Genomic DNA, 24,348 nt, shown 5'->3' on the forward strand with positions numbered 1-24,348 from the left:
ACTGCCAATAAACACGAAGGAGAAGACCCATGATCGCTCTTACCGGTGCCACCGGCCAGCTTGGTCACTACGTTCTGCAAGACCTGCTTAACACCGTCCCTGCCAGCCAGATTGTGGCGATTGTCCGCAACCCGGCCAAAGCCCAGGCGCTCAGCCAGCAGGGCGTGGTTGTCCGCCAGGCCGACTACAGCGACGAAGCGGCGCTGACCGCCGCGCTGCAGGGCGTGGATAAACTGCTGTTAATCTCCTCCAGCGAAGTCGGCCAGCGTGCTGTACAACACCGCAACGTCATTAACGCCGCCAAAGCCGCCGGGGTGAAATTCATCGCCTATACCAGCCTGCTGCATGCCGACACTTCGCCGCTGGGTCTGGCCACAGAGCATATCGAAACCGAGCAGATGCTGGCCGACTCTGGTATCGCTTACGCCCTGCTGCGTAACGGCTGGTATACCGAAAACTATCTGGCCAGCGCGCCGCCGGCGCTGGAGCATGGCGTGTTTATCGGCGCCGCCGGCGAGGGTAAAATCGCCTCCGCCACCCGCGCGGATTATGCCGCCGCTGCCGCCCGCGTTATCGCCAGTGAGGGTCATGAAGGCAAAATTTACGAACTGGCGGGTGATAACGCCTGGACGCTGAGCGACCTGGCTGCCGAGCTGAGCAAGCAAAGCGGGAAAAACGTGGTCTACCAGAACCTCAGCGAAGCCGATTTCGCCGCCGCGCTGAAAAGCGTCGGCCTGCCGGCCGGGCTTGCCGATATGCTGGCGGATTCCGACGTCGGCGCGTCGAAAGGCGGACTGTTTGACGACAGCCGCACCCTGAGTACGCTGATCGGCCGCCCGACCACCTCCCTTGCTGAAAGCGTGAAAGGCATTCTGTAACCGCCCCTCTCAGCTTTTGCGGTTGCGTCCCGGCGGTTCCTCTCTCATATTGAAGGGATAACCGTCGGGAGGCAGGCATGCAGGGCGTACCACCGCAATTTAGTGATGAAAAAGATCGCGCGCGCTTTCGCCATCTCGAACAGTTGCCCGGGGTGGAGCTTTACCACGCCCATATATCCCGCTACGCCTTTGAACCCCATACCCACGAAGCCTTCGGCATCGGCGTGATTGAGCAAGGCGCGGAGCGCTTTCGCTACCGCGGCAGTCAGCATATCGCCGCCGCGAACGCTATTGTCACCATGAATCCCGACGAGCTGCACACCGGCGAAGCGGAAACCGCCGACGGCTGGCGCTACCGGATGATTTATCTGGAGCCGGACCGTCTGGAAGCCATCACCGGGGTGCGCGACTGGTGGTTCAGCGAGGTGGTCCGCGAGGATCCCCTGCGTTCCCGACAGATTGGCCAGCTGATTTATGGTCTGTGGCATAGCGACGATCCGCTGGCCCAGCAGGGAATGCTGCTCGACCTCATCGACGCCTTCCGCCCTCTGGCCCACCATGCCTCTGCGCAAGGTGAGGCCGGGCATCGCTTCGACCGCGTGCGCGACTACCTGCACGATAACTATATGCGTCCCATCACCCTCGACGAGCTGGCGCAGGTGGCGGCGCTGAGCCCGTACCACTTTCAGCGCCAGTTTAAAGCCCACTATCACGTAACGCCCCATCAGATGCTGATGGCCATCCGTCTGTGGCGCGCCAAAGCGTTCCTCACCCACGGCATGCCCGCCGCCGAAGTGGCGATAGCCGTCGGCCTCACCGACCAGTCCCACCTGACCCGCGCCTTCACCCAGCGTTACGGCATTACGCCGGTGCGCTATCAGAAGCAGGTCGCCAGGCGCTAATGCGCAATCTCATACAATATTCCTGCCCGACCCCCTTCTACACTGCAGACAACGGTAATGACAACGGATGCAATGATGATTAGTGGTGTGTTATACGCCCTGCTGGCGGGGCTGATGTGGGGTTTAATTTTCGTCGGGCCTTTGCTGGTGCCAGAGTATCCGGCGATGCTGCAGTCGATGGGACGCTATCTGGCGCTGGGCCTGATCGCCCTGCCGCTGGCGTGGCTCGGGCGCGCGCGACTGCGCCAGTTGAGCCGGCACGACTGGTGGACCGCGCTGGGCCTGACAATGATGGGGAACCTTATCTATTACGTCTGCCTGGCCAGCGCCATTCAGCGCACCGGGGCGCCGGTTTCCACCATGATTATCGGCACGCTGCCGGTGGTACTGCCGGTGTTCGCCAATCTGCTCTACAGCCAGCGCGACGGGAAGCTGCCGTGGCGGCGCCTGTTTCCGGCGCTGATCTGCATCGCTGTGGGCCTGATCTGCGTTAACGTCGCGGAGCTGCGTCAGGGGCTGCCGAATTTTAGCCCGTGGCGCTACGGCTCCGGCATTGCGCTGGCGCTGGGATCGGTGGTCTGCTGGGCCTGGTATGCTCTGCGCAACGCCCGCTGGCTGCGGGAGAACCCGCATCAACCGCCAATGATGTGGGCTACCGCTCAGGCGCTGGTGACGCTTCCGGTTTCGCTGGCCGGCTATCTCGCCGCCTGCGCCTGGCTGCACGGTCAGCAGGCCGGGTTTCCCCTGCCCTTCGGCCCGCGTCCGGCGGTGTTTATTACGCTGATGCTGGCCATCGCGGTGCTCTGCTCATGGGTCGGCGCGCTATGCTGGAATATTGCCAGCCAGCGGCTGCCGACGGTGATCCTCGGCCCGCTTATCGTCTTCGAAACCCTGGCCGGACTGCTGTATACCTTCCTGCTGCGGCAAAGCTTACCGCCGCTGCTGACCCTGAGCGGCATCCTGCTGCTGGTGCTCGGCGTGGTCTCCGCCGTACGCGCCAGACCGGAAAAACCGATGCTGCAGCCGCTGGCGGACGAAAAAAAGTAGCCTCGCCTCCTTAAGGGGTATTCCCTCGCCAAAAAGATGCATTTAAAATACATCTTATATTCCTGATGACGAGGTAACTGCTATGGCTTTCCGTGACCAACCTTTAGGCGAGCTGGCGCTGACCATCCCGCGCGCCTCCGCCCTGTTCCGTCAATACGATATGGATTACTGCTGCGGCGGCAAACAGACCCTGGCGCGCGCCGCGTCGCGCAAAGCGCTGGATGTCGCGGTGATTGAAGCCGAGCTGGCGAAACTGGCCGAACAGCCTCTCTCCCGCGACTGGCGCGCGGCGCCCCTCGCGGAGATTATCGACCATATCATCGTTCGCTATCACGACCGGCACCGTGAACAGCTGCCGGAGCTGATCCTGCAGGCCACCAAGGTTGAACGCGTCCATGCCGATAAACCGAACGTGCCGAAAGGACTGACTAAGTACCTGACCATGCTGCATCAGGAGCTTTCCAGCCACATGATGAAAGAGGAACAGATCCTGTTCCCGATGATCAAACAGGGAATGGGCGCCCAGGCCGGGGGGCCGATCAGCGTGATGGAAAGCGAGCATGATGAAGCGGGCGAACTGCTGGAAGTCATTAAGCACATCACCCACAACGTGACGCCGCCGCCGGAAGCCTGTACCACCTGGAAGGCGATGTATAACGGTATCAACGAGATGATCGACGATCTGATGGAACACATCAGCCTGGAAAATAATGAGCTGTTCCCGCGCGCCCTCGGCGGAAAGTAAAGAAAAAGGCGCCCGCGGGCGCCCTCGACATTGTCCGTCTTATTTGGCCACTCCGGGTGGCCTTTTTTATGACGGGCCGTTGCAAGCAACGTTAAAATTTTCGTTTATTTCGCCAGCCGTTTTTTGCCGGCAAACAGCCAGCCCGCGCCCAGCAGCACAAACCACAGCGGGGTGACCATCAGCGCTTCACGGGTATCGTCTTCCAGGGTCAACAGCACCAGCACAAAGACGAAGAAGGCCATGCACACCCAGCACATGACTTTACCCAGCGGCATCTTGTAGCTTGACTTCTCATGCAGCTGAGGGCGGTTTTTACGATACGCCAGGTAAGAGCAAAGGATGATGGTCCAGACGAACATAAACAGGATCGCCGACACCGTGGTGATCATGGTGAAGGCGGCAATCACGCTCGGGTTGACCATCAGCATCACCACCCCGCCCAGCAGACACATGCAGGAGAAGGTTAAGCCCTTCGCCGGCACCGCACGCTTCGACAGCTTGGCGAACATCTTCGGCGCCTGACCATCCTGCGCCAGACCGAACAGCATACGGCTGGTAGAGAACACGCCGCTGTTGGCCGAGGAGGCCGCGGAGGTCAGCACCACGAAGTTGATCAGGCTCGCCGCCGCCGGCAGACCAACCAGCACGAACAGCTCAACGAACGGGCTCTTGCTCGGCACCACGGAGCTCCACGGCGTCACCGACATAATCACAATCAGCGCGAAGACGTAGAACATAATGATACGCAGCGGGATGGAGTTAATCGCTCGCGGCAGGGACTTTTCCGGGTCTTTGGTTTCGGCGGCGGTGGTACCCACCAGCTCAATCCCCACGAAGGCAAACACCGCAATCTGGAAGCCGGCGAAGAAGCCGCTCAGCCCTTTCGGGAACCAGCCGCCGTCATTCCACAGGTGGGCGAAAGAGGCTTCGACCCCGGTCGGCGATTTGAAATGCATCATCACCATTACCAGGCCGACCACGATCAGCGCCACGATGGCGACAATTTTGATCATCGCGAACCAGAACTCCATTTCGCCAAACATCTTGACGGTGGCCAGGTTCAGGCCCAGCAGCAGCAGGATCACCGCCAGCGAGGCGACCCAGTCGGAGAGTCCGGGAAACCAGAATTGCGCGTAGGCGGTGATGGCGACAACGTCCGCCATCCCGGTCACTACCCAGCAGAACCAGTAGGTCCAGCCGGTAAAGTAGCCCGCCCACGGCCCCAGCAGATCGGCCGCGAAGTCGCTAAAGGATTTATATTCGAGGTTCGACAGCAGTAATTCGCCCATGGCACGCATCACGAAAAACAGCATAAAACCGATAATCATATAAACAAAGATAATGGATGGTCCGGCAAGGCTGATGGTTTTGCCAGAACCCATAAATAACCCGGTGCCGATCGCTCCGCCAATCGCGATCAGCTGAATATGTCGGTTTGTGAGATTTCGCCGTAGCGATTGTTCAGTCGGCTCCTGCTCGACAGCAGCGACTTTAACCTGATCTACCATGTGATTTCTTCCTGTTGTACCTGTCTGTGTTGTTCAGGCTCTGATGGCCCGTCGTCTGTCATTAACCCCAGCAAGGGCTAGTCGATATTAGGTAAGAATCGGAGGGATGAATACTATGATTTAGATATAATGTTAATTTTATGTTTAAAGTGAGTGTTATATCACTCATCTAACGCGAAATAGCTCACAAAAATACACCCATACGTGATGAATGCAAAACATAATTCCAATTAATTTTTAACTTAAGGATTTTACGCTATTTTTATGGCTTCCCCTGCCGCGGGGAAGAGGAAGCCGCTGCTGTTTAGATAATGTCCAGCAGTTCAACTTCGAAGATCAGGGTGCTGAACGGAGGAATCGATGCGCCAGCGCCGCGCTCACCGTAGGCGAGGTTGTGCGGGATCGTCAGTTCCCATTTGGAACCTACCGGCATCAGAGTCAGCGCTTCAATCCAGCCGCCGATCACGCCGGTCACCGGGAATTCAGCCGGTTCACCGCGAGCGACGGAGCTGTCGAAGACGGTGCCGTCGATCAGTTTGCCAGTGTAGTGCACGCGAACGCGGTCAGTACGCGCCGGGATCGGGCCTTCGCCCTGGGTCAGTACGCGGAACTGCAGACCAGACTCGGTGCTGTTCACACCTTCTTTCTCGCGGTTTTCATCAAGGTATTTTTGGCCGTCAGCGGCCATGGCCTGAAAACGCTCGCGACGCACAGCGTCAGCACGCTCGTGGATTTCACGCAGCGCGCGGTGAACGGCTTCCACCGGCACCTGCGGCTGGTTACCTTCCAGCGCATCGGCGATACCCGCCACCAGCGCTTCCGGCAGCAGCCCCTGCAGGCCGGATTCGCTCAGCTGTTGTCCAACCTGCAAGCCGATACCGTAACTTGCCTGCGCTTCGATAGTGTCAAAAGTTGGGGTTGCCATCGTTGTTCCTTTTTGGGTGATAAACATCAAGATAAAAGCGTGCGAAAGCATAACAGCCATAGCGAAATGGGTAAAACTTTGTCGGCGGATGATGACAAATCTCAGCGAAAAAGAAACAATAGGCGGCAGCAGGTTAACTTCACTTTGTTCCGGTCATCAGGACGTTAGCCATCTATACTCATGAGCAGGATATAAATATGCGGAGCAGGAGGAAAGCCATGCCCGGGCGCTTTGAACTGACATCTACCCTGGCGAAAATCTGGCACGCCCCGGATCATTTTCGCCTCCTGGACCCGCTGCCTCCGATGCACCGCCGGGGAATTATCGCTGGCTTCCTGTTGGTTATTATCGGTATTCTGCTTCCCTCCGATGATAGCCAAAGCCCGGCGTCCACCAGCCGTGAAGCGAACCTGAATCTACAGTCGCAGTCCCAGCCGCAAGCTGGCGGCAATCAGGCCGTTCCGCTGCCGCCGATCACTAATACGCCTACCGTGAGCGACGCCGATCAGATGGCGCCGGTCGCTCCGGAGCCGATTCAGGATGAGCAGCCGGATCAGGCGCAGACGCAGCAGCCCGCCGCCACCCAGCCTTATCAATCCTCATCACAGCAGTCCGCGCCGGGTATTGAGCAGCAATGGCGGACCTATCGCATCGAGTCAGGCAAAACCCTGGCGCAGCTGTTCCGCGATCATGGGCTGCCGGCCACTGACGTCTACGCCATGGCGCAGGTTGAAGGTGCTGGCAAGCCGCTAAGTACTTTGCAGAGCGGACAGACGGTGCAGATTCGGCAGAACGCCAACGGCGTGGTCACCGGGCTCACTATCGATACCGGCAACGGCCAGCAGGTGCTGTTTACCCGCCAGTCGAACGGCAGCTTTGTGCGTGCGCGATAGCAGAGAAGACGACAGCAAGCGTTACGCCGCCGCAAAATGAAAGGCGCTAAAAAGCAAAACGCCGGCACAAGGCCGGCGGTTTGTTGTTACCAGAACGTCAGAGGCCGATTACTCAGCAACCACGTTGATGATAACTTTAGCGAATACTTCGCTGTGAACCTGGAAGTTCACTTCGTGCTCGCCAACGTTACGCAGAACGCCGTTCGGCAGGCGAACTTCGCTCTTAGCAACTTTAACGCCTGCTGCAGTAACAGCGTCAGCGATGTCGCGAGTACCGATGGAACCGAACAGTTTACCTTCGTCGCCAGCTTTAGACGCGATGGTTACGGATTCCAGGGCGTTGATCTGCTCAGCACGAGCTTCAGCTGCTGCCAGAACGTCAGCCAGTTTGGCTTCCAGTTCAGCACGACGTGCTTCGAAGAATTCAACGTTTTTCTTGGTAGCAGGAACAGCTTTACCCTGCGGGACCAGGAAGTTACGAGCGTAGCCCGCTTTAACGTTAACCTGATCACCCAGGCTACCCAGGTTTGCTACTTTATCAAGCAGAATAACTTGCATTACCTTATCCTCTCAAAGTCGTATTAATGGACCGTGACCGATTACTGATGACGATCAGTGTACGGCAGCAGGGACAGGTAGCGAGCGCGTTTGATAGCGCGAGCCAGCTGACGCTGGTATTTTGCACGGGTACCGGTGATACGGCTCGGGACAATCTTACCGCTTTCGGTGATGTAGTTTTTCAGCGTAGCGATATCTTTATAGTCGATCTCTTGAACGCCTTCCGCGGTGAAACGGCAGAACTTGCGACGACGGAAATAACGTGCCATATGGCTAGTCTCCAGAATCTATCAATTCAATCTGCTCGGCATGCAGAACCATTTTGCTCAAGCCGTTCTTTGCCTTATGGCAAGAGATGAACCCTCGAACGGTTACTGCGCTACCGACCGTTATACTGTGAGTAATGGCCTGGTTCTCATGACCGCTAATAATAACGGGCATCTGACACCATGCCTGCCGGTGAAAACCGGCTTCCTCCTGCACTGAACGATGCTCAAGCACGAACTGGCAGTGAGGAATTCCTGACGGGCTGACCTTACGAAGTGGAGTCCTGCAAATAATGCCGGACAGCTCCAGACGGTTGGTCATCAGGATTACTCTTCAGAATCCCCAGCTTCAGAATCATCTGCGGTTTCGTTGGCGAAATCTTCGCGACGCTCACGGCGCTCGTCTTTCGCTTTAACCATCGGAGATGCTTCGGTAACAGCGTGCTTAGTACGCATTACCATGCTGCGGATAACGGCGTCGTTGAAGCGGAAGTTAGTTTCCAGCTCATCGATCGCTTCCTGCGGCGCTTCAACGTTCATCAGAACGTAGTGAGCTTTGTGCAGTTTGTTGATCGGATAAGCCAGCTGACGGCGGCCCCAGTCTTCCAGACGGTGGATCGTACCTGCTGCTGCAGTAATTGCACCAGTGTAACGTTCGATCATGCCCGGAACCTGTTCGCTCTGGTCAGGATGGACCATAAAAACGATTTCGTAATGACGCATCGAATTGCTCCTTACGGATTATTCAGCCTCCTGTCTGGGTCAGCCGCGGCCCATGGAGGCAAGGAACGTGTTAAAGGGCGGCTGAAAAATTGACGCGTCATTCTAATGGCGGCCCCTCAGGAACACAAGCGCATTTGCACAAATAATTCGCACTAAGCGCCAAGCTGGGCTAAGTGGGTGATTTAAAATTAACCAATAAAGGAAGCGGCATTTTTTTGAACAACTGCATCAGAAAAGGTCGCCATGCGATGAACGCGCAGCGATTACACTTATATCAAAGCCTAACGACCACAGGAGAGCCCCGAGTCAGCGTCAGGACTGTCAGTCAGGAGCGTAGTATATGAAACTGAAAATCATCGCCATGATGGCTGCGCTTTTCTTCAGCGCCAACGCGCTGGCAGCTATCCAAATCACCGAACGTCAGGCCCGCAACATGGACGACGTGCAGAGCCTCGGCGTTATCTATATCAATCACAATATGGCCACTGAGCACGAGGCCGAACAGGCCCTTAGCCAGATGAGCGATGCGCAGGGGGCGAAATACTTTCAGCCTATCCTGATGCACGAACCCGAAACCAACGGCCCGCTTCGCGCCAGCGCGGTGATATACCGCTAACGCCTGCCCAATTCTTCGCCTCTCCTCGCGAGGGGCGAAGCGAGGTCTGCGCCTAAACGCAATTGAGAATTATTTTACAAACCGACTTACCAGCGTCATCGCAACCTGATTTAATCAGCCACTCGCCATTTGATAATCAGGAGTGATTGATGGTTCCGCGTTTCGCCACCTTAGGCCGTATCCCCAAAGGCGTTTGGGTACTCGGCGGCGTCAGCCTGCTGATGGATGTCTCCTCCGAGATGATCCATAGCCTCCTACCGCTGTTTATGGCCACTACCCTCGGCGCCAGCGTGATAATTATCGGTCTTATCGAGGGACTGGCGGAAGCCACCGCCCTGATCCTGAAGGTCTTCTCCGGCGCAATCAGCGACTATGTCGGCAAGCGTAAAGGACTGGCGCTGCTGGGCTACGGCCTGGGCGCGCTCAGTAAGCCGCTGTTTGCCATCGCCCCTACCGCCGGGGTGGTGTTTAGCGCCCGCATGATTGACCGCGTAGGCAAAGGTATTCGCGGCGCGCCGCGCGATGCGCTGGTCGCCGACGTCACCCCGCCGGAGATCCGCGGCGCCGCCTACGGACTACGCCAGGCGCTGGATACCGTCGGCGCCTTTCTCGGCCCGCTGCTGGCGGTGCTGCTGATGTTTATCTGGGCCAACGATTTTCACGCTATTTTCTGGGTGGCGGTCATTCCCGCCGTGCTCTCCATTCTCCTGCTCGGATTCGGCCTACAGGAGCCAAAATCCGCCATCGCGCACAAACGCAGCAATCCGCTGAAGCGCGAAAACCTGAAAAAGCTCTCCGCCGCCTACTGGTGGGTGGTCGCGATCGGCAGCATTTTCACTCTCGCCCGCTTCAGCGAAGCCTTTCTGGTGCTGCGCGCCCAGCAGATGGAGATCCCGCTCTATACCATCCCGCTGGTGATGGTGGCGATGAACCTGGTCTACAGCCTCACGGCTTACCCGTTCGGTAAACTCTCAGACAGCATGAGCCACAGCAAACTGCTGCAGTGGGGGCTGCTGGTGCTGATCCTCGCCGATATCGTGCTGGCGCTCAGCGGCCACTGGAGCACGCTGCTGATCGGCGTCGCGCTGTGGGGGATTCATATGGGAATGACCCAGGGCCTGCTGGCGGCGATGGTCGCCCATACGGCGCCACCGGAGCTACGCGGCACGGCGTTCGGTATGTTTAATCTGATGAGTGGCCTGGCTCTGCTGCTGGCCAGCACCGGCGCGGGGGTACTGTGGGAAACCTTCGGCGCCGCCTCGACGTTTTACGCCGGGGCGATAATTTGCGTGGTCACGCTCATCGGCATGCGCGTGATGCCGTCGGCCTATCGTCAGGATTAAAAACGGCTCCGGGGCCAGACCAGTTGCTTCACCGTGAGGGGTGAAAGCCCCGGAGCGCGCTATCTACTTTTGCCCATAGTAAGCGTTTGGCCCATGCTTACGCTGAAAATGCTTATTCATCAGCCAGCTATCGATGGGCTGCAACTGCGGATTAATGCCGCGGGCAATCCACGCCATGCGCGCCACCTCTTCCATCACCACCGCGTTGTGTACCGCCTCGTGGGCGTCTTTGCCCCAGGCAAATGGCCCGTGCTGATAGACGACGATCCCCGGCGTATGCAGCGGATTGGCCTCACCCAGCGTTTCGATAATCACCTGCCCGGTGTTCAGCTCGTAGGCCTCGTCCACCTCCTGTGCGCTAAGCGCCCGGGTGCAGGGAATATCGCCGAAGAAGTAGTCCGCATGGGTGGTGCCGAGCGCCGGGATCGCCAGCCCCGCCTGCGCCCAGGCGGTAGCGTGCGTCGAATGGGTATGCACCACCCCGCCAAGGTCGGGATAACGGCGATAGAGCGCCAGATGGGTGGCGGTATCAGAGGAGGGACGCCAGCGCCCTTCCACCACGTGCCCCTGCAGATCAACCACCGACATGTCATCGACGGTCATTGACTCGTAGGCGATGCCGCTGGGCTTAATCACCACCAGCCCACGCTGCCGATCAATGGCGCTAACGTTACCCCAGGTAAAGGTCACCAGGCCGTAGCGCGGCAGATCCATATTGGCCTCGAACACCTGCTGTTTCAGCTGTTGCATTATGCCGCCTCCATCAGACCCGCGCGGGCCATCCGCGCCTTCACCCAGTCACGCGCCTTCGCCACCTCCGCCAGCGGGTCAGCGCTGGTTTCGCTCCACATCTCAATCAGGTACGGTCCGCAGTAGCCGGTCTGCTTGAGCGTTTCGAAGCAGCGTTCAAAATCGACCACCCCTTCGCCGAACGGCACGTTTTTAAAGACGCCGGGCTTCGTGTCTTTGACGTGTACCGCCACGATATGCCCGCTCCCCGCCTTCAGCTCCATCTGGACGTCGTTATCCCACGCCGACAGATTGCCGATATCCGGGTAAAGCTGGAACCACGGATTATTCAGGTAATGGGCATAGCCCAGCGCTTTACTGATCGAGTTCATCAGCGGGTAGTCCATGATCTCCATCGCCAGGGTTACCTGGGCTCGGCTGGCCATCTCGACGCTCTGTTTCAGGCCGTCGCGAAAGCGGCGGCGCGTCTCATCGTTCGCCTGCTGGTAATAGACGTCGTAGCCTGCCAGCTGGATCACCCGAATCCCCACATCCTGCGCCAGCTGAATAGCTTTACGCATAATTTCCAGCCCCTGATGCCGCACCGCGTCGTCTTCACTACCCAGCGGAAAACGGCGATGGGCGCTAAGGCACATCGACGGCACCCGGACGCCGGTTTCAGCCACCGCCTTGACCAGCGCCAGACGCTGCTCCGGGCTCCAGTCCAGCCGCGCAAGGCGGGCGTCCGTTTCATCGAGAGACATCTCAACGAAATCAAAGCCCAGCGCTTTTGCAAGCTTTAGCCGCTCCAGCCAGCACTCCCCGGCGGGGAGCGCTTTTTCATAGATGCCGAGCGGAATGGATTTCGCCAACATAGTCGCTCCTTAACCCCACAGCTGGGCGATAGAGCGTTTAAACTGGCGCGCCGCTTCCACCGGCGAGGCGGCATCGCGGATGCTGCGTCCGGCAATAAAGACGTGAACAGGGATCCCGGCAAACAGCGGCAGGTCTTCCAGCGCCAGCCCGCCGGTGACGGTCACTTTGAAGCCCATATCAGACAGACGCTTAATCGCGCTGATATCCGCCTCACTCCACGCCACGCCTGCCGCCTGCGCGTCGCGGCTGCGGTGATAGACCACCTGCTGAATACCCGCCTCGCGCCACGCCTGCGCCTGCTCCCAGGTCCAGAAGCCGGTCAGCTCAATTTGCACATCGCCGTTGAACTCTTTGGCGACATCCAGCGCCCCTTTGGCGGTGTTGATATCGGCGCAGCAGATCACCGTGACCCAGTCGGCGTTGGCTTCGAAGCACATCCGCGACAGGATCTTGCCGGCATCGGCAATTTTGGCGTCCGCCAGCACGATTTTATGCGGATACAGCGCTTTCAGATCGCGCACCGCGCGTACACCTTCACCGACGCAGAGGATAGTGCCGACTTCAATGATATCTACCTCTTCGGCGATCAGACGGGTTGTTTCATAAGCGCTGGCCAGCGTTTGGTTGTCGAGGGCGACCTGTAACATAGGTAATGACATGATAGTGTTCCTTTTAAACAGCCGCCGCGGTGGCGTTTTTGATTAAATCCAGCACTTCCTGCTCACTGCGGCAGGCGCGTAAACGGTCGAAATTGGCTTCGTCATCAAACAGGTTAACGATCTGCATGATGCCCACTTCCTGGTGGGTGGTGGCGTCAACCGCCGCCATGGTGATCAGGATGTCGACCGGGTCGTTATCTTCGTGGTTGAAAATCAGCGGTTTCTTTAGCGTGACCAGCGCAAAGCCGGTTTTTTTGACGCCCTCTTCCGGCCGCCCGTGCGGCATGGCTAATCCCGGAGCGATCACAAAATAGGGGCCGTGCTGCGCGACGCCGTCGAGAATTGCCTGGTAGTAGCGCGGTTCCACCACGTCGGCGGCCACCAGCAGATCGACGCCGATTTTCACCGCCTCCTGCCAGGTTTCCGCTTCCGCCTGCAGGCGAATGGAGTGATTCTGCGCCAGTGATTCATGGAGTTTCATGGCCGCTCCTTATTTCACGTCCTGCGGGAAATGAGCTTTAATCACCTCCAGCAGCTTTGGCCCGAAATCCGCGGGGGAAAGCATATTACGCACCCCCACCACGTGTTTATTGCCGGAGACGGTAATCTCCCCCGCGATATGGGTTGAAGCGATGATGATATCCGCGCCGTTTAGTTCGCTTTTGTATTCACCCACCGCGCAGCTGTTCACCGTGTGGTCGATATTGGATTGCGTCAGGAACTGATCCACTTTCATTTTCATGATCATGGAACTGCCTTGCCCGTTACCACACACAGCCAGAATACGTACGGTCATAATCAGAACTCCTTATTGGGCAGAGGCCTCTGCCAGTTGTTTTTCCGCGTCTTCTTCGGCGCGCAGCGCGCGGCCAGCGAAGAACATATAAGCGAGAGCAATCAGGATGATGACGGCCATAAACGCCAGCCCGATGGAGGCGAAGCCCTGCATCATCGGCGGCGCCAGAATCGACCAGTCCGCCATTCCCATCCAGGCGCTCATACCGGTGAGCTTCACCGCCCACACGCAACCGAAAATTTCAACCATGCCCATCACCAGGCAGATTTTGAGCGCCGCGCGCCAGCCGCCGAAGTGGTTGGCAAAGACACCAATCGTCGCGTTGGAGAAGAACATCGGGATAAAGCCCGGAATAATCAGAATTGAAGAGCCAATGCCAACCAGAATGCCGACGGCAATCAGCTGGCCGATGGTGCCCCACATAAAGCCCCACACCACCGCATTCGGCGCAAAGCTATAGATCGCGGCGCAGTCAATCGCCAGCACCGCGCCGGGGATCAGGCGTTGCGAGATACCGTTGAAGGCTTCGGACAGTTCGGCGACGAACATCCGCACGCCCTGGGTAATGATGAAAATGGCCACCGCGAAGGAGAAACCGGTCTGCAGGATATAGACCGTCCAGTGGGTTTTCCCCGCCATCGCCTGCACGACGTCAATACCAAAGGAAAGCAGGATCGCGCCAAAGAAAATGGTCATGACAATCGCGGTGGAAACGATGTTGTCGTGGAAGATATTGAGCCAGCCTGGCAGCTTGAGGTCTTCCACACTCTCCTCTTTTTTCCCCAGATACGGCGCCACTTTGTAGGCAATCCACGAGGCAAACTGCTGCTGGTGACCGATGGAGAAGCCGCAGCCGTCGGTGACCAGCTGAGTCGGCTTGAACATCATGTTGGAGGTGATACCCCAGTACAGGGAGACCAGCACGGCGGTACAGATGATGGTCGTCCACATTCCGTAACCAAAGATAAAGAACGAGACGGCGATCAGCCCCGCCTGCTGAAACATGATATGGCCAGTCAGCATGATGGTGCGGATGCCGGTTATCCGGCGCAGCAGGACGTAACAGATGTTGAGCGCCAGCGCCAGCAGCACCGCATAGCCCACCCAGCTATAGGCCTCGCCCATCCGGTCGATGGTCGCCATCATCGAGGCATAGGTGTCAGAGATCGCGCCGTTGATGCCGTACACCTCTGACATTTTCGCCACCACCGGTTTAAAAGTGCTGGTGAGGATGCCGGAGCCGGCCTGTAACAGCATGAAGCCGATAATGGTTTTGATCGTGCCTTTAATAATCACGCTGACGCTTTTGCGCAGCAGGATATAGCCCAGACAGGTGACGATACCCAGCAGCAGCGGGGCATTGGTCATCACCTGATTAAAGAAAACGGTAAAGATGTTGTAGAGGATTGCCATAACACACTCCCGATGGTGAAGGCGCTGAACGCGCCTTACGCTCAGCATTTCTCGCTGCCCACTCTAATAATCAAAAATAATCACAACAAGATTGAATTTGATTAAATGTGACGCGCGCCGCAATAATCCTCTATTTCATTGTGACTATTGCCGATCAGTAGCGCCGAAACATAATTAAACATTTTCAAATCATATAGATAAAACAAAGCACAACCTTTATGGATGCTGGACCCCCTGAGAGATGATGCGCATCTCTTCGTAAAATTGATGGAAAACAAGATTGCAATCTTGAAAATCCAGTGACAACATAAATCAAAACCAATCAAAATTTGATTACTATTGAAAATACGAGGAAGAGCACGATGAGTAAAGTACAGACCATCACCCGTGAATCATGGATCCTGAACACCTTTCCGGAATGGGGCAGCTGGCTGAATGAAGAGATTGAGCAGGAGCAGGTTGCGCCCGGCACCTTCGCCATGTGGTGGCTCGGCTGTACCGGTATCTGGTTAAAATCCGAAGGCGGGGCTAACGTCTGCGTCGATTTCTGGTGCGGCACTGGCAAACAGAGCCACGGCAATCCGCTGATGAAAACCGGCCACCAGATGCAGCGGATGGCAGGCGTGAAAAAATTACAGCCTAACCTGCGCACCACGCCGTTCGTGCTGGATCCGTTCGCCATTCGCCAGATTGACGCGGTCCTCGCGACCCACGATCACAACGATCATATTGACGTCAACGTCGCCGCCGCCGTCATGCAGAACTGCCCGGCCGATGTGCCGTTTATCGGCCCGAAAACCTGCGTCGACCTGTGGATCGGTTGGGGCGTGCCGAAAGCGCGCTGTATCGTCATGAAACCTGGCGATGTCGTGAAGATCAAAGACATTGAGATCCATGCGCTCGATGCGTTCGATCGCACCGCGCTGATCACCCTCCCGGCGGACCAAAAAGCCGCTGGCGTACTGCCGGACGGCATGGACCAGCGCGCGGTCAACTACCTGTTTAAAACACCGGGCGGCAACCTGTACCACAGCGGCGATTCCCACTACTCCAACTACTACGCGAAGCATGGCAACGAGCATCAGATTGACGTCGCCCTCGGCTCGTATGGCGAGAACCCGCGCGGGATCACCGACAAAATGACCAGCGCCGATATCCTGCGCATGGCAGAGTCGCTCAACGCCAAAGTTGTGATCCCGTTCCACCATGATATCTGGTCAAACTTTCAGGCCGATCCGCAGGAGATCCGCGTTCTGTGGGAGATGAAAAAGGATCGTCTGAAGTACGGCTTCAAGCCGTTTATCTGGCAGGTCGGCGGCAAATTTACCTGGCCGCTGGATAAAGACAATTTCGAATATCACTACCCGCGCGGTTTCGACGATTGCTTCACCATTGAGCCGGATCTGCCTTTCAAATCCTTCCTGTAAGTCGCCGCCGGCAGGCCCTGCCTGCCGGAAATACCCCGCCGCAGGGTTAGTATTTTCACATGATTTCAAATATCATCTTTGCCGTTCACTTTTAATCGGATTCGCTCATGACGGAAGCGCAAAGGCACCAAATTCTGCTGGATCTGCTCGCCCAAACGGGGTTTGTTACCGTGGAGCAGGTGATGTCGCGGCTCGGGATCTCACCCGCTACCGCCCGACGTGATATCAACAAGCTGGATGAAAGCGGCAAACTGAAAAAGGTTCGTAATGGCGCGGAAGCCATTAGCGAACAGCGCCCCCGCTGGACGCCGATGAACATCCACCAGGCGCAAAATCTGGATGAAAAAGTGCGTATTGCACGCGCCGCTTCGCAACTGATCGCGCCGGGTGAGAGCATCGTCATTAACTGCGGCTCCACCGCCTTTCTGTTGGGTCGGGAACTGTGCGGCAAACCGGTGCAGATCATCACCAACTATCTGCCGCTGGCTAACTACCTGATCGACCAGGAGCATGACAGCGTGATTATCATGGGCGGCCAGTACAACCGCAGCCACGCCATCACCCTCAGCCCCCACGGTAGCGAGAACAGCCTCTATGCCGGACACTGGATGTTTACCAGCGGCAAAGGGCTCACCGCCGAAGGCCTCTACAAAACGGATATGTTGACCGCCATGGCCGAGCAAAAAATGCTTAACGTGGTCGGCAAACTGGCGGTGCTGGTCGACAGCAGCAAGATCGGCGAGCGCGCCGGGATGCTATTCAGCCAGTCCGGACAAATAGACGTGGTGATCACCGGCAAACAGGCCGATGCCGCGATCCTCAAACAGCTTGAGGATCAAGGCGTCAGCGTAATCCGCGTTTAAAGGTGCTGCTGAAAAAAGGCGACCGTGGTAGCCAGCGCCTCTGGCGTAATGCGATGGCGGACGCCTTTCTGCCAGACACAGGTCAGCCTGGCGGCAAGATCGCCTTGCCGCAGCGCCTGTTCTAGTCGAAAGGTTTCTTCCGGCGGCACCACGTCATCGGCATCGCCATGCCAGAGCAGCAGCGGTCGCCGGGCAAGGGACGCCAGCTGATGGCTGACATCCCATTCGCGGAGACTGTCAGCATCAAAGCCAGGCGAGGGAAACAGGGTTTGCGACAGGGAACGAAAATAGCCCGACCCCATCAGACAGGCGACGCTGTTCAGCTCGGGGTGATGCGTCATGATGCCCAACGCCGTCATTCCCCCCATCGAAGCGCCCGCCACCGCCAGCCGCTCCCCTTCCAGCCATCCTTCAGCGATTATCGCCTCGCGCAGCGCAGGAAACTCCCTGAAATTCTGCTGCAGAATCGGCCAGAAGCGCTGCATCCGCCCGGCCTCATCGCCCTGATAGCGCGCCCCATGCTCCGGCGCGTCCGGCATGATCACCCGGAATCCGACCTCGGCCAGCGCCACCGCAAAGTAGCTGTAGACCAGCTTCGACGAGGTAAAGCCATGATAAAAGACGATACAGGGCAAGGGCTTATCCAGACTCTCCTGCGGACAGGCATGTAAAATTTCACCACCGCCGAGGTTGCGCATTTCTAGTGCAATCATTTATCGTCTTCCTTCTCTATCGTGGTTAGGCGTCATGGGAAAATTCATTCACCAGGCAACCCAGTTTGCTACGATTCATAATGTTGAGAGCCCGGTTACGCTTTCACAACATTTTCATTCGAAAATCGCGTCAGAGATAACAGTTCGGGAACATTCCCCGGCAATCCTGTTAAGGCTACCACTACACTATCACTATCAGGAAACGAGATATGGTTATGCGCAGGTTTTCACCGTGGTTACTGGCTATCGTCCTCAGCGGGTGTAGCGCCCTGCAGGGAACGCCGGAAGCCCCGCCGCCCGCCACCGACCATCCGCAGGAGATCCAGCGCTACCAGACTGCTGGCCTGCAGAAAATGGCCACGGTAAGCGTACTGATGTACGGTTCGCCGATGGATGTCGAAGCGGCGCTGAAGGCCAAAGCAGAAGCGGCCAAAGCCGATTACTACGTCATCATCATGATCGATGACACCATGGTACCCGGCCAGTGGTATTCGCAGGCGATCCTCTATCGTCGATAACGAGGCGGCGTCTTTAAATCTGCTTTACACAGCTTTGCGTCCATTCACGTTCTCCTGTGCATAATAACGTTCGGCCAGCCACCTGGCAGGACGTTAGCAACGGACTGCCCTTGGGACTACGTGAAATGGAGCTGACGATGAAACGATCTTTTACCCTATCCAGCCTGCTGTTAACCGCTGCGACGGCCAATACGTCCGCGCAGTCAGCCGAATTCGCCAGCGCGGATTGCGTCACTGGCCTGAATGAAATCGGTCTGATCTCCGTCACTAATCTTTCCGGTAGCCAACAGGATGTAGAGCACGCCATTGCCCGCAAAGCAGACGAGCAAGGCGCCTCCTGGTATCGCATTATTCAGATGTACGAGGAACAACAGCCGGACAGCTGGCGCGTGCAGGCCATTCTCTACGCCTGAGGCGCCTGGCGCCCGCGCCCCATAGCCCGCAGCAGCAGGTCGTCGAGGGTCGGCGCGTCAAGACGTATGCCGCCGCGGGTGTCGAGCATCATCCGGCACCAGGCTTCGGCCAGCGGCGGCGAAGCATGGCGCAGCATCTGCGCCCCCGCGCCAAGACGATAGACCAGCCGGGCAATCTCTCTCCCCTGCTCTTCGGCGGGTCGTTTCAGCAGTTGCTGCAGCTGACGCCATGCGCGGTCGAGATGGCGGTTCTGCCCTTTCACCTCCGCACACTCCGCGGCCAGCAGCTCCATCGCCGCCGGCTGCTTGCTCAGCACCCGCATCACATCGAGGCACATAATATTGCCGGAGCCTTCCCAGATGCTGTTGACCGGCATCTCACGGTAGAGGCGCGGGAGTTCGCTCTCCTCGCAATAGCCGATGCCGCCCAGCACTTCCATCGCCTCGGCGACAAACGGGATACCGGCCTTACAGATGGCAAACTTGGCCGCAGGCGTAAACAGGCGCGCCCAGGCGCTTTCCCGGGCATCATCCCGATGGTCCCAGGCCCGCGCCAGGCGAAACAGAAACGCGGTCTGCCCCTCCAGACGGAGCGCCATTTGCCCCAGCAGCTGGCGCATCATCGGCTGTTCGACCAGGTTTTTGCCAAACGCCTGACGCTGTAGCGCGTGATACAGCGCCACCGAGAAGGCGCGACGCATCAGGGCATGGCTGCCCAGCGCGCAGTCAAAGCGGGTCAGGCCGCCCATCCTGAGGATCTGCCGCACGCCGTCGCCTTCGTCGCCCACCAGCCAGCCGCAGGCCTCATAAAACTCCACTTCGCTACTGGCGTTGGAGCGGTTGCCGAGCTTCTCTTTTAAGCGTTCAAGACGCACGCCGTTACGCTGCCCGTCGGGCAGCAGACGCGGCACAAAGAAGCATGAGAGCCCCGCCGGAGCCTGAGCCAGCACCAGGTGAGCATCGCTCTGCGGCACCGAGAAGAACCACTTGTGTCCCACCAGTCGGTAAAACCCTTCCGCCGTTTTCTCCGCGCGAGTGGTATTGCTCAGCACATCAGACCCCCCTTGCTTCTCGGTCATCCCCATGCCGATCAGCAGGCCGCGCTTCTGGCCGCCAGGCGCAAGGTGCGGATCGTAACGGTCGCTCAGCAGCGGCGACAGCCAGTCGCGAAAGGGCGCGGGCAGGGCGTGCTGCAGCAGGGGCGTCGCGGCGAAGGTCATGGTAATCGGGCACAACGTCCCGGCCTCCACCTGGGCATGGAGCAGAAAGCGGGCGGCGCGGGCGACAAACGCGCCTTCGCGGGCATCCTCCTGCCAGGCGAGGTTATGTACCCGGTTCGCGCACAGCCCCTGCATCAGCAGGTGCCAGGCGGGATGAAAGCGCACGTCGTCCAGCCGGGCGCCGGTGGCGTCATAGCGCAGCAGCTCCGGCGGATTGCTGTTGGCCAGGCGTCCCAGCTCCAGCGATTCGGCTGTCCCCAGCTGCTGGCCAATGCTGGCGAGCAGATCGCCATCCCAGCCGGCGCCTTCGCGGACCACTGCTTCACGCAGAGCGGTATCGGACAGAAACAGATTGCTGTTATTCAGCGGGGTGGGTTGATTAAAAACGGTGTGCGTTTGCCAGTGCATCGTGTCTCCCTCCATCAATGGCGATAGCCATAAGTATGGTTATCCGGAGGGATACTCGCCCGCGAGAGCGGTCACAAAAAAGCCATCCCGGAGGATGGCTTTTTTTGATTCGTCGATGGTTCAGCTTAGCTGCGCTGGCGTACTGCTTCAAACAGACAGATGCCGGTAGCCACCGAGACGTTCAGCGAGGAGACGCTGCCCGCCATCGGGATGCTGATCAATTCATCACAGTGTTCGCGGGTCAGACGACGCATGCCTTCGCCTTCCGCGCCCATCACCAGCGCCATCGGGCCGGTCATTTTGCTCTGGAACAGCGTATGGTCGGCTTCCCCTGCGGTTCCGACGATCCAGACGTTCTCTTCCTGCAGCAGACGCATGGTGCGCGCCAGGTTGGTGACGCGGATCAGCGGGACGTTCTCCGCCGCGCCGCAGGCCACTTTCTTCGCCGTCGCATTCAACTGAGCGGAACGATCTTTTGGCACGATCACCGCATGCACGCCGGCGGCGTCAGCGCTACGCAGGCAGGCGCCGAGGTTGTGCGGATCGGTTACGCCGTCGAGGATCAGCAGGAACGGTTGATCGAGCTGCGCCAGCAGATCCGGCAGATCGTTCTCCTGATACTGACGCCCCGGCTTCACGCGGGCAATGATCCCCTGGTGCACAGCGCCTTCGCTCTTCTCATCAAGAAACTGACGGTTGGCCAGCTGAATCACCACGCCCTGCGCTTCCAGGGCATGGATCAGCGGCAGCAAGCGCTTATCCTCACGGCCTTTCAGAATATAAACTTCCTGAAAACGCTCAGGTGCGCGCTCCAGCAGTGCCTGCACCGCATGGATGCCGTAAATCATTTCACTCATTGATGTACTCGTTTTAGGTTCTGTTATCTGCCCCCTTCACCCCATCCTGCGTCAGCAGACTTCAGGGTGAAGGGAGGTCAATCACTCGGCGATCTTCTTCTTTGCCGCGCGCTTGGCTTTCGTCGCGGCGGCGATTTTCTGTGTTTTCGCCGACGGTTTTTTCGCTTTTTTCTCTTTCTTCGGTCGGGCGGTCTCTTTCTCTTTACGGAAAGCGCTGTCCGGCTCGAAGTTTACCTGCTTACCCACCTGGCGGCGACGGCCGCCCGGCTTGCCAGAGGTACTCTTTTTCGCTTTCTCACGGGCGGTCTTGCCGACATTACGCGGCGCACGCTCGCTGGAGATCAGGGTAAAGTCGATTTTCCGCTCGTCCATGTTGACCGCTTCCACACGGACTTCCACGCGGTCGCCCAGGCGATAGGTCTGGCCGCCGGACTCACCAATGAGACGCTGCCCCACCTGATCGAAACGATAATAGTCGTTATCCAGGCTGGAAACATGCACCAGACCGTCGATAAACAGATCGTTCAGGCGGACGAAGAAGCCAAAGCCGGTCACGCTGGCGATCACGCCGGAGAAGATGTTGCCCACCTGATCCTGCATGAAGTCGCACTTCAGCCAGTCAGACACTTCGCGCGTCGCTTCGTCGGCGCGGCGCTCGGTCATCGAACAGTGCTGACCCAGCTGGAGCATCTCTTCCATGCTGTAGTGCCAGCCGCCGGTCTCGGTGCTGTTGCCTTTATGTCCCTGCTCTTTGGCCAGCAGATACTTGATAGCGCGGTGCAGCGACAGGTCCGGGTAACGACGAATCGGCGAGGTGAAGTGGGCGTATGACTGCAGCGCCAGGCCAAAGTGACCGCGGTTTTCCGGATCGTAGACCGCCTGCTTCATGGAGCGCAGGAGCATCGTCTGCAGCATTTCCGCATCCGGGCGATCGGCGATGGAGGTTAGCAGCTCGGCGTAATCACGCGGCTCCGGCTTGTTGCCGCCAGGCAGCTCCAGTCCCAGCTCAGCCAGCACGGTACGGAAGGAGGTAATCGCTTCGGTGGTTGGCTTATCATGGATACGGAACAGCGCTGGCTCCTGCGCCTTCTCAACGAAGCGCGCGGCGGAGATGTTCGCCAGGATCATGCACTCTTCAATCAGCTTATGCGCATCGTTACGCTGAGTCTGTTCGATACGCTCAATACGGCGTTCGGCATTGAAGATGAATTTAGCTTCTTCACTTTCAAATGAGATACCGCCGCGCTCTTCGCGGGCGCTCTCCAGCACTTTGTAGAGGTTATGCAGCTCTTCAATGTGCTTCACCAGCGGCGCGTAGTGTTCGCGCAGTTCCTGGTCACCCTGCAGCATATGCCACACTTTGGTGTAGGTCAGGCGAGCATGTGAACTCATCACCGCTTCATAGAATTTATAACCGGTCAGACGGCCTTTTGACGAAATCGTCATCTCGCACACCATACACAGGCGATCGACCTGCGGGTTCAGCGAGCATAGACCGTTAGACAGCACTTCCGGCAGCATCGGCACTACCTGCGACGGGAAGTAGACCGAGGTGCCACGACTGCGCGCTTCCGCATCCAGCGGCGTCCCCGGGCGCACGTAGTAGCTGACGTCGGCAATGGCGACCCACAGGCGCCAGCCGCCGCCGCGTTTCTTCTCGCAGTACACCGCGTCATCGAAGTCGCGGGCATCTTCGCCGTCAATGGTAACCAGCGGCAGCGAGCGTAAATCGACGCGTCCGGCCTTCGCCTCTTCCGGCACCTGTTCTTTGAGACCGGAAACCTGTTTTTCCACCGCCGGCGGCCAGACATAAGGAATCTCATGGGTACGCAGCGCCATATCGACGGCCATGCCGGTGCCCATGTTGTCGCCCAGCACTTCGACGATTTTACCCACCGCTTTGGTGCGGCGGGTTGGTCGCTGGGTCAGCTCGACCACGACCACGTAGCCCATCCGCGCGCCCATTATCTCTTCCGGCGGGATCAGGATATCGAAGCTCAGGCGGCTGTCGTCCGGGACGACAAAGCCGACGCCAGCGTCGGTGAAGTAACGGCCAACTATCTGGCTGGTTTTCGGCACGAGGACGCGGACGATGCGCGCTTCGCGGCGGCCCTTACGGTCCGCGCCCAGCGGCTGAGCCAGCACCTGGTCGCCGTGAATACAGGTTTTCATCTGTTCTGACGACAGGTACAGATCGTCTTTGCGCCCTTCAACGCGCAGGAAACCATAGCCATCGCGGTGGCCAATAACGGTTCCTTTGAGGAGATCGAGGCGTTCCGGCAGGGCATAGCACTGGCGGCGGGTGAAGACCAACTGACCGTCGCGCTCCATCGCGCGCAGGCGGCGGCGCAGCGCTTCGGTTTGCTCTTCGCCCTCGATATTTAACTCGATGGCCAGCTCATCGCGGCTGGCAGGCTTTTCCCGTTTAGTTAAATGTTCGAGGATAAATTCCCGGCTCGGGATAGGGTTCGCGTACTTCTCAGCTTCGCGTTCCTGGAATGGATCTTGTGACATATCGGTTCCTCCGTTGTCATCTCCGGTAGAGTGGCGTCACTCCACCAGCAATAATTTATAAAGCGGTTGATTCTTCTCAACCAAATCAGCCAGCGTATAGTTATCCAGTTCCTTGAGAAAACTCTGCGCGGCTTCAGCTAGTGCCTGTTTCAGACGACAGGCTGGTGTAATGTGGCAAAACTCGCTGCTGCAGTTGACCAGCGATAAGGGTTCAAGGTCACGCACCACGTCACCGACGCGGATCTGTCCTGCTGGTTTGCCGAGGCGAATGCCCCCGTTCTTCCCCCGCACGGCAGTCACGTAGCCCATGCGACTTAACTGATTGATTATTTTAACCATATGATTACGGGAGACGCCATAGACCTCGGTCACTTCCGAGATACTGGTCATTCGTCCTTCCGGCAGCGACGCCATATAAATCAGCGCGCGTAGTCCGTAATCGGTGAAACTCGTTAACTGCACATAAACCTCAGGGAAAAGAAAACAGGGTATGTCGAGCGACATCATTATTATTGATGATAAACCAGCCAGCGCTCAG

General features: G+C 58.1%; 28 protein-coding genes. 11 read left to right on the forward strand and 17 right to left on the reverse strand.

What is annotated here, in order from left to right; all coding sequences use genetic code 11:
• Nucleotides 1-29: 29 nt before the first annotated feature.
• From IB144_RS23695 to ytfE, 4 genes are all read left to right on the forward strand, one after another.
• A complete protein-coding gene (locus tag IB144_RS23695; protein WP_023342466.1) occupies nucleotides 30-878 on the forward strand; it encodes an SDR family oxidoreductase in 849 nt (282 codons plus the stop codon).
• A gap of 77 nt (nucleotides 879-955) precedes the next feature.
• Nucleotides 956-1,780, forward strand: a complete 825-nt coding sequence (locus tag IB144_RS23700; RefSeq protein ID WP_048993755.1) for an AraC family transcriptional regulator — start codon at nucleotides 956-958, stop codon at nucleotides 1,778-1,780.
• A gap of 75 nt (nucleotides 1,781-1,855) precedes the next feature.
• Entirely contained in the window at nucleotides 1,856-2,827 is a 972-nt protein-coding gene (locus IB144_RS23705; RefSeq protein ID WP_002886691.1) for a DMT family transporter, read from the forward strand.
• 82 nt (nucleotides 2,828-2,909) lie between these two features.
• Entirely contained in the window at nucleotides 2,910-3,572 is a 663-nt protein-coding gene (ytfE, locus tag IB144_RS23710; protein ID WP_040215974.1) for an iron-sulfur cluster repair protein YtfE, read from the forward strand.
• A gap of 104 nt (nucleotides 3,573-3,676) precedes the next feature.
• On the opposite strand, the gene cycA is transcribed toward ytfE, so the two are convergent.
• Together cycA and fklB are read right to left on the reverse strand one after the other, a co-directional pair.
• The gene (cycA, locus tag IB144_RS23715; protein ID WP_002886688.1) at nucleotides 3,677-5,080 is read right to left on the reverse strand and encodes a D-serine/D-alanine/glycine transporter; all 1,404 of its coding nucleotides are present in this window, start codon (nucleotides 5,078-5,080) and stop codon (nucleotides 3,677-3,679) included.
• A 304-nt stretch (nucleotides 5,081-5,384) separates the two neighbouring features.
• Nucleotides 5,385-6,005, reverse strand: a complete 621-nt coding sequence (gene fklB / locus IB144_RS23720; protein ID WP_002886687.1) for an FKBP-type peptidyl-prolyl cis-trans isomerase — start codon at nucleotides 6,003-6,005, stop codon at nucleotides 5,385-5,387.
• A 218-nt stretch (nucleotides 6,006-6,223) separates the two neighbouring features.
• On the opposite strand from fklB, the gene IB144_RS23725 reads away from it, so the two are divergent.
• Nucleotides 6,224-6,898, forward strand: a complete 675-nt coding sequence (locus IB144_RS23725; protein WP_004177687.1) for a LysM-like peptidoglycan-binding domain-containing protein — start codon at nucleotides 6,224-6,226, stop codon at nucleotides 6,896-6,898.
• A gap of 108 nt (nucleotides 6,899-7,006) precedes the next feature.
• Here IB144_RS23725 and rplI read toward each other — a convergent pair whose 3' ends face one another.
• Genes rplI through rpsF form a run of 4 tightly spaced genes read right to left on the reverse strand, consistent with a single transcriptional unit; the run spans nucleotide 7,007 to nucleotide 8,445 of the window.
• Nucleotides 7,007-7,456 carry a 50S ribosomal protein L9 gene (rplI, locus tag IB144_RS23730; RefSeq protein ID WP_002886682.1) on the reverse strand — a complete coding sequence of 150 codons (450 nt, stop codon included), beginning with the start codon at nucleotides 7,454-7,456 and terminating at the stop codon, nucleotides 7,007-7,009.
• Between the two features lie 41 nt (nucleotides 7,457-7,497).
• A complete protein-coding gene (rpsR, locus tag IB144_RS23735) occupies nucleotides 7,498-7,725 on the reverse strand; it encodes a 30S ribosomal protein S18 (protein WP_000135199.1) in 228 nt (75 codons plus the stop codon).
• Nucleotides 7,726-7,729: 4 nt separating this feature from the next.
• Entirely contained in the window at nucleotides 7,730-8,044 is a 315-nt protein-coding gene (priB, locus tag IB144_RS23740; protein ID WP_002885722.1) for a primosomal replication protein N, read from the reverse strand.
• Nucleotides 8,045-8,049: 5 nt separating this feature from the next.
• Nucleotides 8,050-8,445 (reverse strand): 30S ribosomal protein S6, encoded by a 396-nt coding sequence (gene rpsF / locus IB144_RS23745; protein WP_002885691.1) that lies wholly within the window; start codon nucleotides 8,443-8,445, stop codon nucleotides 8,050-8,052.
• A gap of 340 nt (nucleotides 8,446-8,785) precedes the next feature.
• Here rpsF and IB144_RS23750 point away from each other — a divergent pair, with 340 nt between their 5' ends.
• Nucleotides 8,786-9,061, forward strand: coding sequence for a DUF1471 domain-containing protein (locus IB144_RS23750; RefSeq protein WP_002885689.1), 276 nt, complete (start codon nucleotides 8,786-8,788; stop codon nucleotides 9,059-9,061).
• Between the two features lie 149 nt (nucleotides 9,062-9,210).
• The gene (locus IB144_RS23755) at nucleotides 9,211-10,404 is read left to right on the forward strand and encodes an MFS transporter (protein WP_004177693.1); all 1,194 of its coding nucleotides are present in this window, start codon (nucleotides 9,211-9,213) and stop codon (nucleotides 10,402-10,404) included.
• A gap of 63 nt (nucleotides 10,405-10,467) precedes the next feature.
• Here IB144_RS23755 and IB144_RS23760 read toward each other — a convergent pair whose 3' ends face one another.
• Genes IB144_RS23760 through ulaA form a run of 6 tightly spaced genes read right to left on the reverse strand, consistent with a single transcriptional unit; the run spans nucleotide 10,468 to nucleotide 14,877 of the window.
• Nucleotides 10,468-11,154 carry an L-ribulose-5-phosphate 4-epimerase gene (locus IB144_RS23760; RefSeq protein ID WP_002885687.1) on the reverse strand — a complete coding sequence of 229 codons (687 nt, stop codon included), beginning with the start codon at nucleotides 11,152-11,154 and terminating at the stop codon, nucleotides 10,468-10,470.
• A complete protein-coding gene (locus IB144_RS23765) occupies nucleotides 11,154-12,008 on the reverse strand; it encodes an L-ribulose-5-phosphate 3-epimerase (protein WP_004210671.1) in 855 nt (284 codons plus the stop codon). Before IB144_RS23765 ends, IB144_RS23760 begins: the two co-directional genes overlap by 1 nt.
• A gap of 9 nt (nucleotides 12,009-12,017) precedes the next feature.
• Complete coding sequence (gene ulaD, locus IB144_RS23770) at nucleotides 12,018-12,668, reverse strand: 3-keto-L-gulonate-6-phosphate decarboxylase UlaD (protein WP_002885684.1); 651 nt, start codon at nucleotides 12,666-12,668, stop codon at nucleotides 12,018-12,020.
• Between the two features lie 13 nt (nucleotides 12,669-12,681).
• Complete coding sequence (gene ulaC, locus IB144_RS23775) at nucleotides 12,682-13,149, reverse strand: PTS ascorbate transporter subunit IIA (RefSeq protein ID WP_002885683.1); 468 nt, start codon at nucleotides 13,147-13,149, stop codon at nucleotides 12,682-12,684.
• 9 nt (nucleotides 13,150-13,158) lie between these two features.
• Entirely contained in the window at nucleotides 13,159-13,464 is a 306-nt protein-coding gene (gene ulaB / locus IB144_RS23780; RefSeq protein WP_002885682.1) for a PTS ascorbate transporter subunit IIB, read from the reverse strand.
• A 12-nt stretch (nucleotides 13,465-13,476) separates the two neighbouring features.
• Nucleotides 13,477-14,877: a PTS ascorbate transporter subunit IIC gene (gene ulaA, locus IB144_RS23785; protein WP_002885681.1), complete on the reverse strand. Its 1,401-nt coding sequence runs from the start codon at nucleotides 14,875-14,877 to the stop codon at nucleotides 13,477-13,479.
• Between the two features lie 362 nt (nucleotides 14,878-15,239).
• On the opposite strand from ulaA, the gene ulaG reads away from it, so the two are divergent.
• Together ulaG and ulaR are read left to right on the forward strand one after the other, a co-directional pair.
• Nucleotides 15,240-16,304 (forward strand): L-ascorbate 6-phosphate lactonase, encoded by a 1,065-nt coding sequence (ulaG, locus tag IB144_RS23790; protein ID WP_008807182.1) that lies wholly within the window; start codon nucleotides 15,240-15,242, stop codon nucleotides 16,302-16,304.
• Nucleotides 16,305-16,411: 107 nt separating this feature from the next.
• Nucleotides 16,412-17,167: an HTH-type transcriptional regulator UlaR gene (gene ulaR / locus IB144_RS23795; RefSeq protein ID WP_004186641.1), complete on the forward strand. Its 756-nt coding sequence runs from the start codon at nucleotides 16,412-16,414 to the stop codon at nucleotides 17,165-17,167.
• Here ulaR and yjfP read toward each other — a convergent pair.
• Nucleotides 17,164-17,880, reverse strand: coding sequence for an esterase (gene yjfP / locus IB144_RS23800; RefSeq protein WP_032418160.1), 717 nt, complete (start codon nucleotides 17,878-17,880; stop codon nucleotides 17,164-17,166). The genes ulaR and yjfP overlap by 4 nt on opposite strands.
• A gap of 209 nt (nucleotides 17,881-18,089) precedes the next feature.
• On the opposite strand from yjfP, the gene bsmA reads away from it, so the two are divergent.
• Entirely contained in the window at nucleotides 18,090-18,398 is a 309-nt protein-coding gene (gene bsmA / locus IB144_RS23805) for a biofilm peroxide resistance protein BsmA (protein ID WP_002885674.1), read from the forward strand.
• Between the two features lie 137 nt (nucleotides 18,399-18,535).
• On the forward strand, nucleotides 18,536-18,811 hold the full coding sequence (yjfN, locus tag IB144_RS23810; protein ID WP_002885673.1) for a DUF1471 family protease activator YjfN: 276 nt from the start codon (nucleotides 18,536-18,538) through the stop codon (nucleotides 18,809-18,811).
• On the opposite strand, the gene IB144_RS23815 is transcribed toward yjfN, so the two are convergent.
• From IB144_RS23815 to nsrR, 4 genes are all read right to left on the reverse strand, one after another.
• Entirely contained in the window at nucleotides 18,802-20,439 is a 1,638-nt protein-coding gene (locus IB144_RS23815; RefSeq protein WP_004177700.1) for an isovaleryl-CoA dehydrogenase, read from the reverse strand. The two genes, yjfN and IB144_RS23815, sit on opposite strands and share 10 nt — an antisense overlap.
• 125 nt (nucleotides 20,440-20,564) lie before the next feature.
• On the reverse strand, nucleotides 20,565-21,296 hold the full coding sequence (rlmB, locus tag IB144_RS23820) for a 23S rRNA (guanosine(2251)-2'-O)-methyltransferase RlmB (protein ID WP_002885669.1): 732 nt from the start codon (nucleotides 21,294-21,296) through the stop codon (nucleotides 20,565-20,567).
• Nucleotides 21,297-21,377: 81 nt separating this feature from the next.
• Nucleotides 21,378-23,810, reverse strand: coding sequence for a ribonuclease R (rnr, locus tag IB144_RS23825; RefSeq protein ID WP_002885668.1), 2,433 nt, complete (start codon nucleotides 23,808-23,810; stop codon nucleotides 21,378-21,380).
• A gap of 36 nt (nucleotides 23,811-23,846) precedes the next feature.
• Nucleotides 23,847-24,272: a nitric oxide-sensing transcriptional repressor NsrR gene (gene nsrR, locus IB144_RS23830; RefSeq protein WP_002885667.1), complete on the reverse strand. Its 426-nt coding sequence runs from the start codon at nucleotides 24,270-24,272 to the stop codon at nucleotides 23,847-23,849.
• Between the last annotated feature and the right edge of the window lie 76 nt (nucleotides 24,273-24,348).

Source organism: Klebsiella sp. K4 (genome assembly GCF_014596785.2).
GTDB lineage: Bacteria > Pseudomonadota > Gammaproteobacteria > Enterobacterales > Enterobacteriaceae > Klebsiella > Klebsiella pneumoniae.

What these genes read in the sequence shown, in the direction of transcription:
- rnr (WP_002885668.1), bottom strand. Translation starts at nt 23,810, where the DNA reads ATGTCACAAGATCCATTCCAGGAACGCGAAGCTGAGAAGTACGCGAAC.
- IB144_RS23760 (WP_002885687.1), bottom strand. Translation starts at nt 11,154, where the DNA reads ATGCAACAGCTGAAACAGCAGGTGTTCGAGGCCAATATGGATCTGCCG.
- bsmA (WP_002885674.1), top strand. Translation starts at nt 18,090, where the DNA reads ATGGTTATGCGCAGGTTTTCACCGTGGTTACTGGCTATCGTCCTCAGC.
- ulaR (WP_004186641.1), top strand. Translation starts at nt 16,412, where the DNA reads ATGACGGAAGCGCAAAGGCACCAAATTCTGCTGGATCTGCTCGCCCAA.
- IB144_RS23695 (WP_023342466.1), top strand. Translation starts at nt 30, where the DNA reads ATGATCGCTCTTACCGGTGCCACCGGCCAGCTTGGTCACTACGTTCTG.
- yjfN (WP_002885673.1), top strand. Translation starts at nt 18,536, where the DNA reads ATGAAACGATCTTTTACCCTATCCAGCCTGCTGTTAACCGCTGCGACG.
- rpsF (WP_002885691.1), bottom strand. Translation starts at nt 8,445, where the DNA reads ATGCGTCATTACGAAATCGTTTTTATGGTCCATCCTGACCAGAGCGAA.
- ulaG (WP_008807182.1), top strand. Translation starts at nt 15,240, where the DNA reads ATGAGTAAAGTACAGACCATCACCCGTGAATCATGGATCCTGAACACC.
- rlmB (WP_002885669.1), bottom strand. Translation starts at nt 21,296, where the DNA reads ATGAGTGAAATGATTTACGGCATCCATGCGGTGCAGGCACTGCTGGAG.
- ytfE (WP_040215974.1), top strand. Translation starts at nt 2,910, where the DNA reads ATGGCTTTCCGTGACCAACCTTTAGGCGAGCTGGCGCTGACCATCCCG.
- rpsR (WP_000135199.1), bottom strand. Translation starts at nt 7,725, where the DNA reads ATGGCACGTTATTTCCGTCGTCGCAAGTTCTGCCGTTTCACCGCGGAA.
- rplI (WP_002886682.1), bottom strand. Translation starts at nt 7,456, where the DNA reads ATGCAAGTTATTCTGCTTGATAAAGTAGCAAACCTGGGTAGCCTGGGT.
- cycA (WP_002886688.1), bottom strand. Translation starts at nt 5,080, where the DNA reads ATGGTAGATCAGGTTAAAGTCGCTGCTGTCGAGCAGGAGCCGACTGAA.
- ulaC (WP_002885683.1), bottom strand. Translation starts at nt 13,149, where the DNA reads ATGAAACTCCATGAATCACTGGCGCAGAATCACTCCATTCGCCTGCAG.
- ulaD (WP_002885684.1), bottom strand. Translation starts at nt 12,668, where the DNA reads ATGTCATTACCTATGTTACAGGTCGCCCTCGACAACCAAACGCTGGCC.
- priB (WP_002885722.1), bottom strand. Translation starts at nt 8,044, where the DNA reads ATGACCAACCGTCTGGAGCTGTCCGGCATTATTTGCAGGACTCCACTT.
- IB144_RS23705 (WP_002886691.1), top strand. Translation starts at nt 1,856, where the DNA reads ATGATTAGTGGTGTGTTATACGCCCTGCTGGCGGGGCTGATGTGGGGT.
- IB144_RS23815 (WP_004177700.1), bottom strand. Translation starts at nt 20,439, where the DNA reads ATGCACTGGCAAACGCACACCGTTTTTAATCAACCCACCCCGCTGAAT.
- IB144_RS23765 (WP_004210671.1), bottom strand. Translation starts at nt 12,008, where the DNA reads ATGTTGGCGAAATCCATTCCGCTCGGCATCTATGAAAAAGCGCTCCCC.
- IB144_RS23725 (WP_004177687.1), top strand. Translation starts at nt 6,224, where the DNA reads ATGCCCGGGCGCTTTGAACTGACATCTACCCTGGCGAAAATCTGGCAC.
- ulaA (WP_002885681.1), bottom strand. Translation starts at nt 14,877, where the DNA reads ATGGCAATCCTCTACAACATCTTTACCGTTTTCTTTAATCAGGTGATG.
- IB144_RS23750 (WP_002885689.1), top strand. Translation starts at nt 8,786, where the DNA reads ATGAAACTGAAAATCATCGCCATGATGGCTGCGCTTTTCTTCAGCGCC.
- IB144_RS23755 (WP_004177693.1), top strand. Translation starts at nt 9,211, where the DNA reads ATGGTTCCGCGTTTCGCCACCTTAGGCCGTATCCCCAAAGGCGTTTGG.
- IB144_RS23700 (WP_048993755.1), top strand. Translation starts at nt 956, where the DNA reads ATGCAGGGCGTACCACCGCAATTTAGTGATGAAAAAGATCGCGCGCGC.
- fklB (WP_002886687.1), bottom strand. Translation starts at nt 6,005, where the DNA reads ATGGCAACCCCAACTTTTGACACTATCGAAGCGCAGGCAAGTTACGGT.
- yjfP (WP_032418160.1), bottom strand. Translation starts at nt 17,880, where the DNA reads ATGATTGCACTAGAAATGCGCAACCTCGGCGGTGGTGAAATTTTACAT.
- ulaB (WP_002885682.1), bottom strand. Translation starts at nt 13,464, where the DNA reads ATGACCGTACGTATTCTGGCTGTGTGTGGTAACGGGCAAGGCAGTTCC.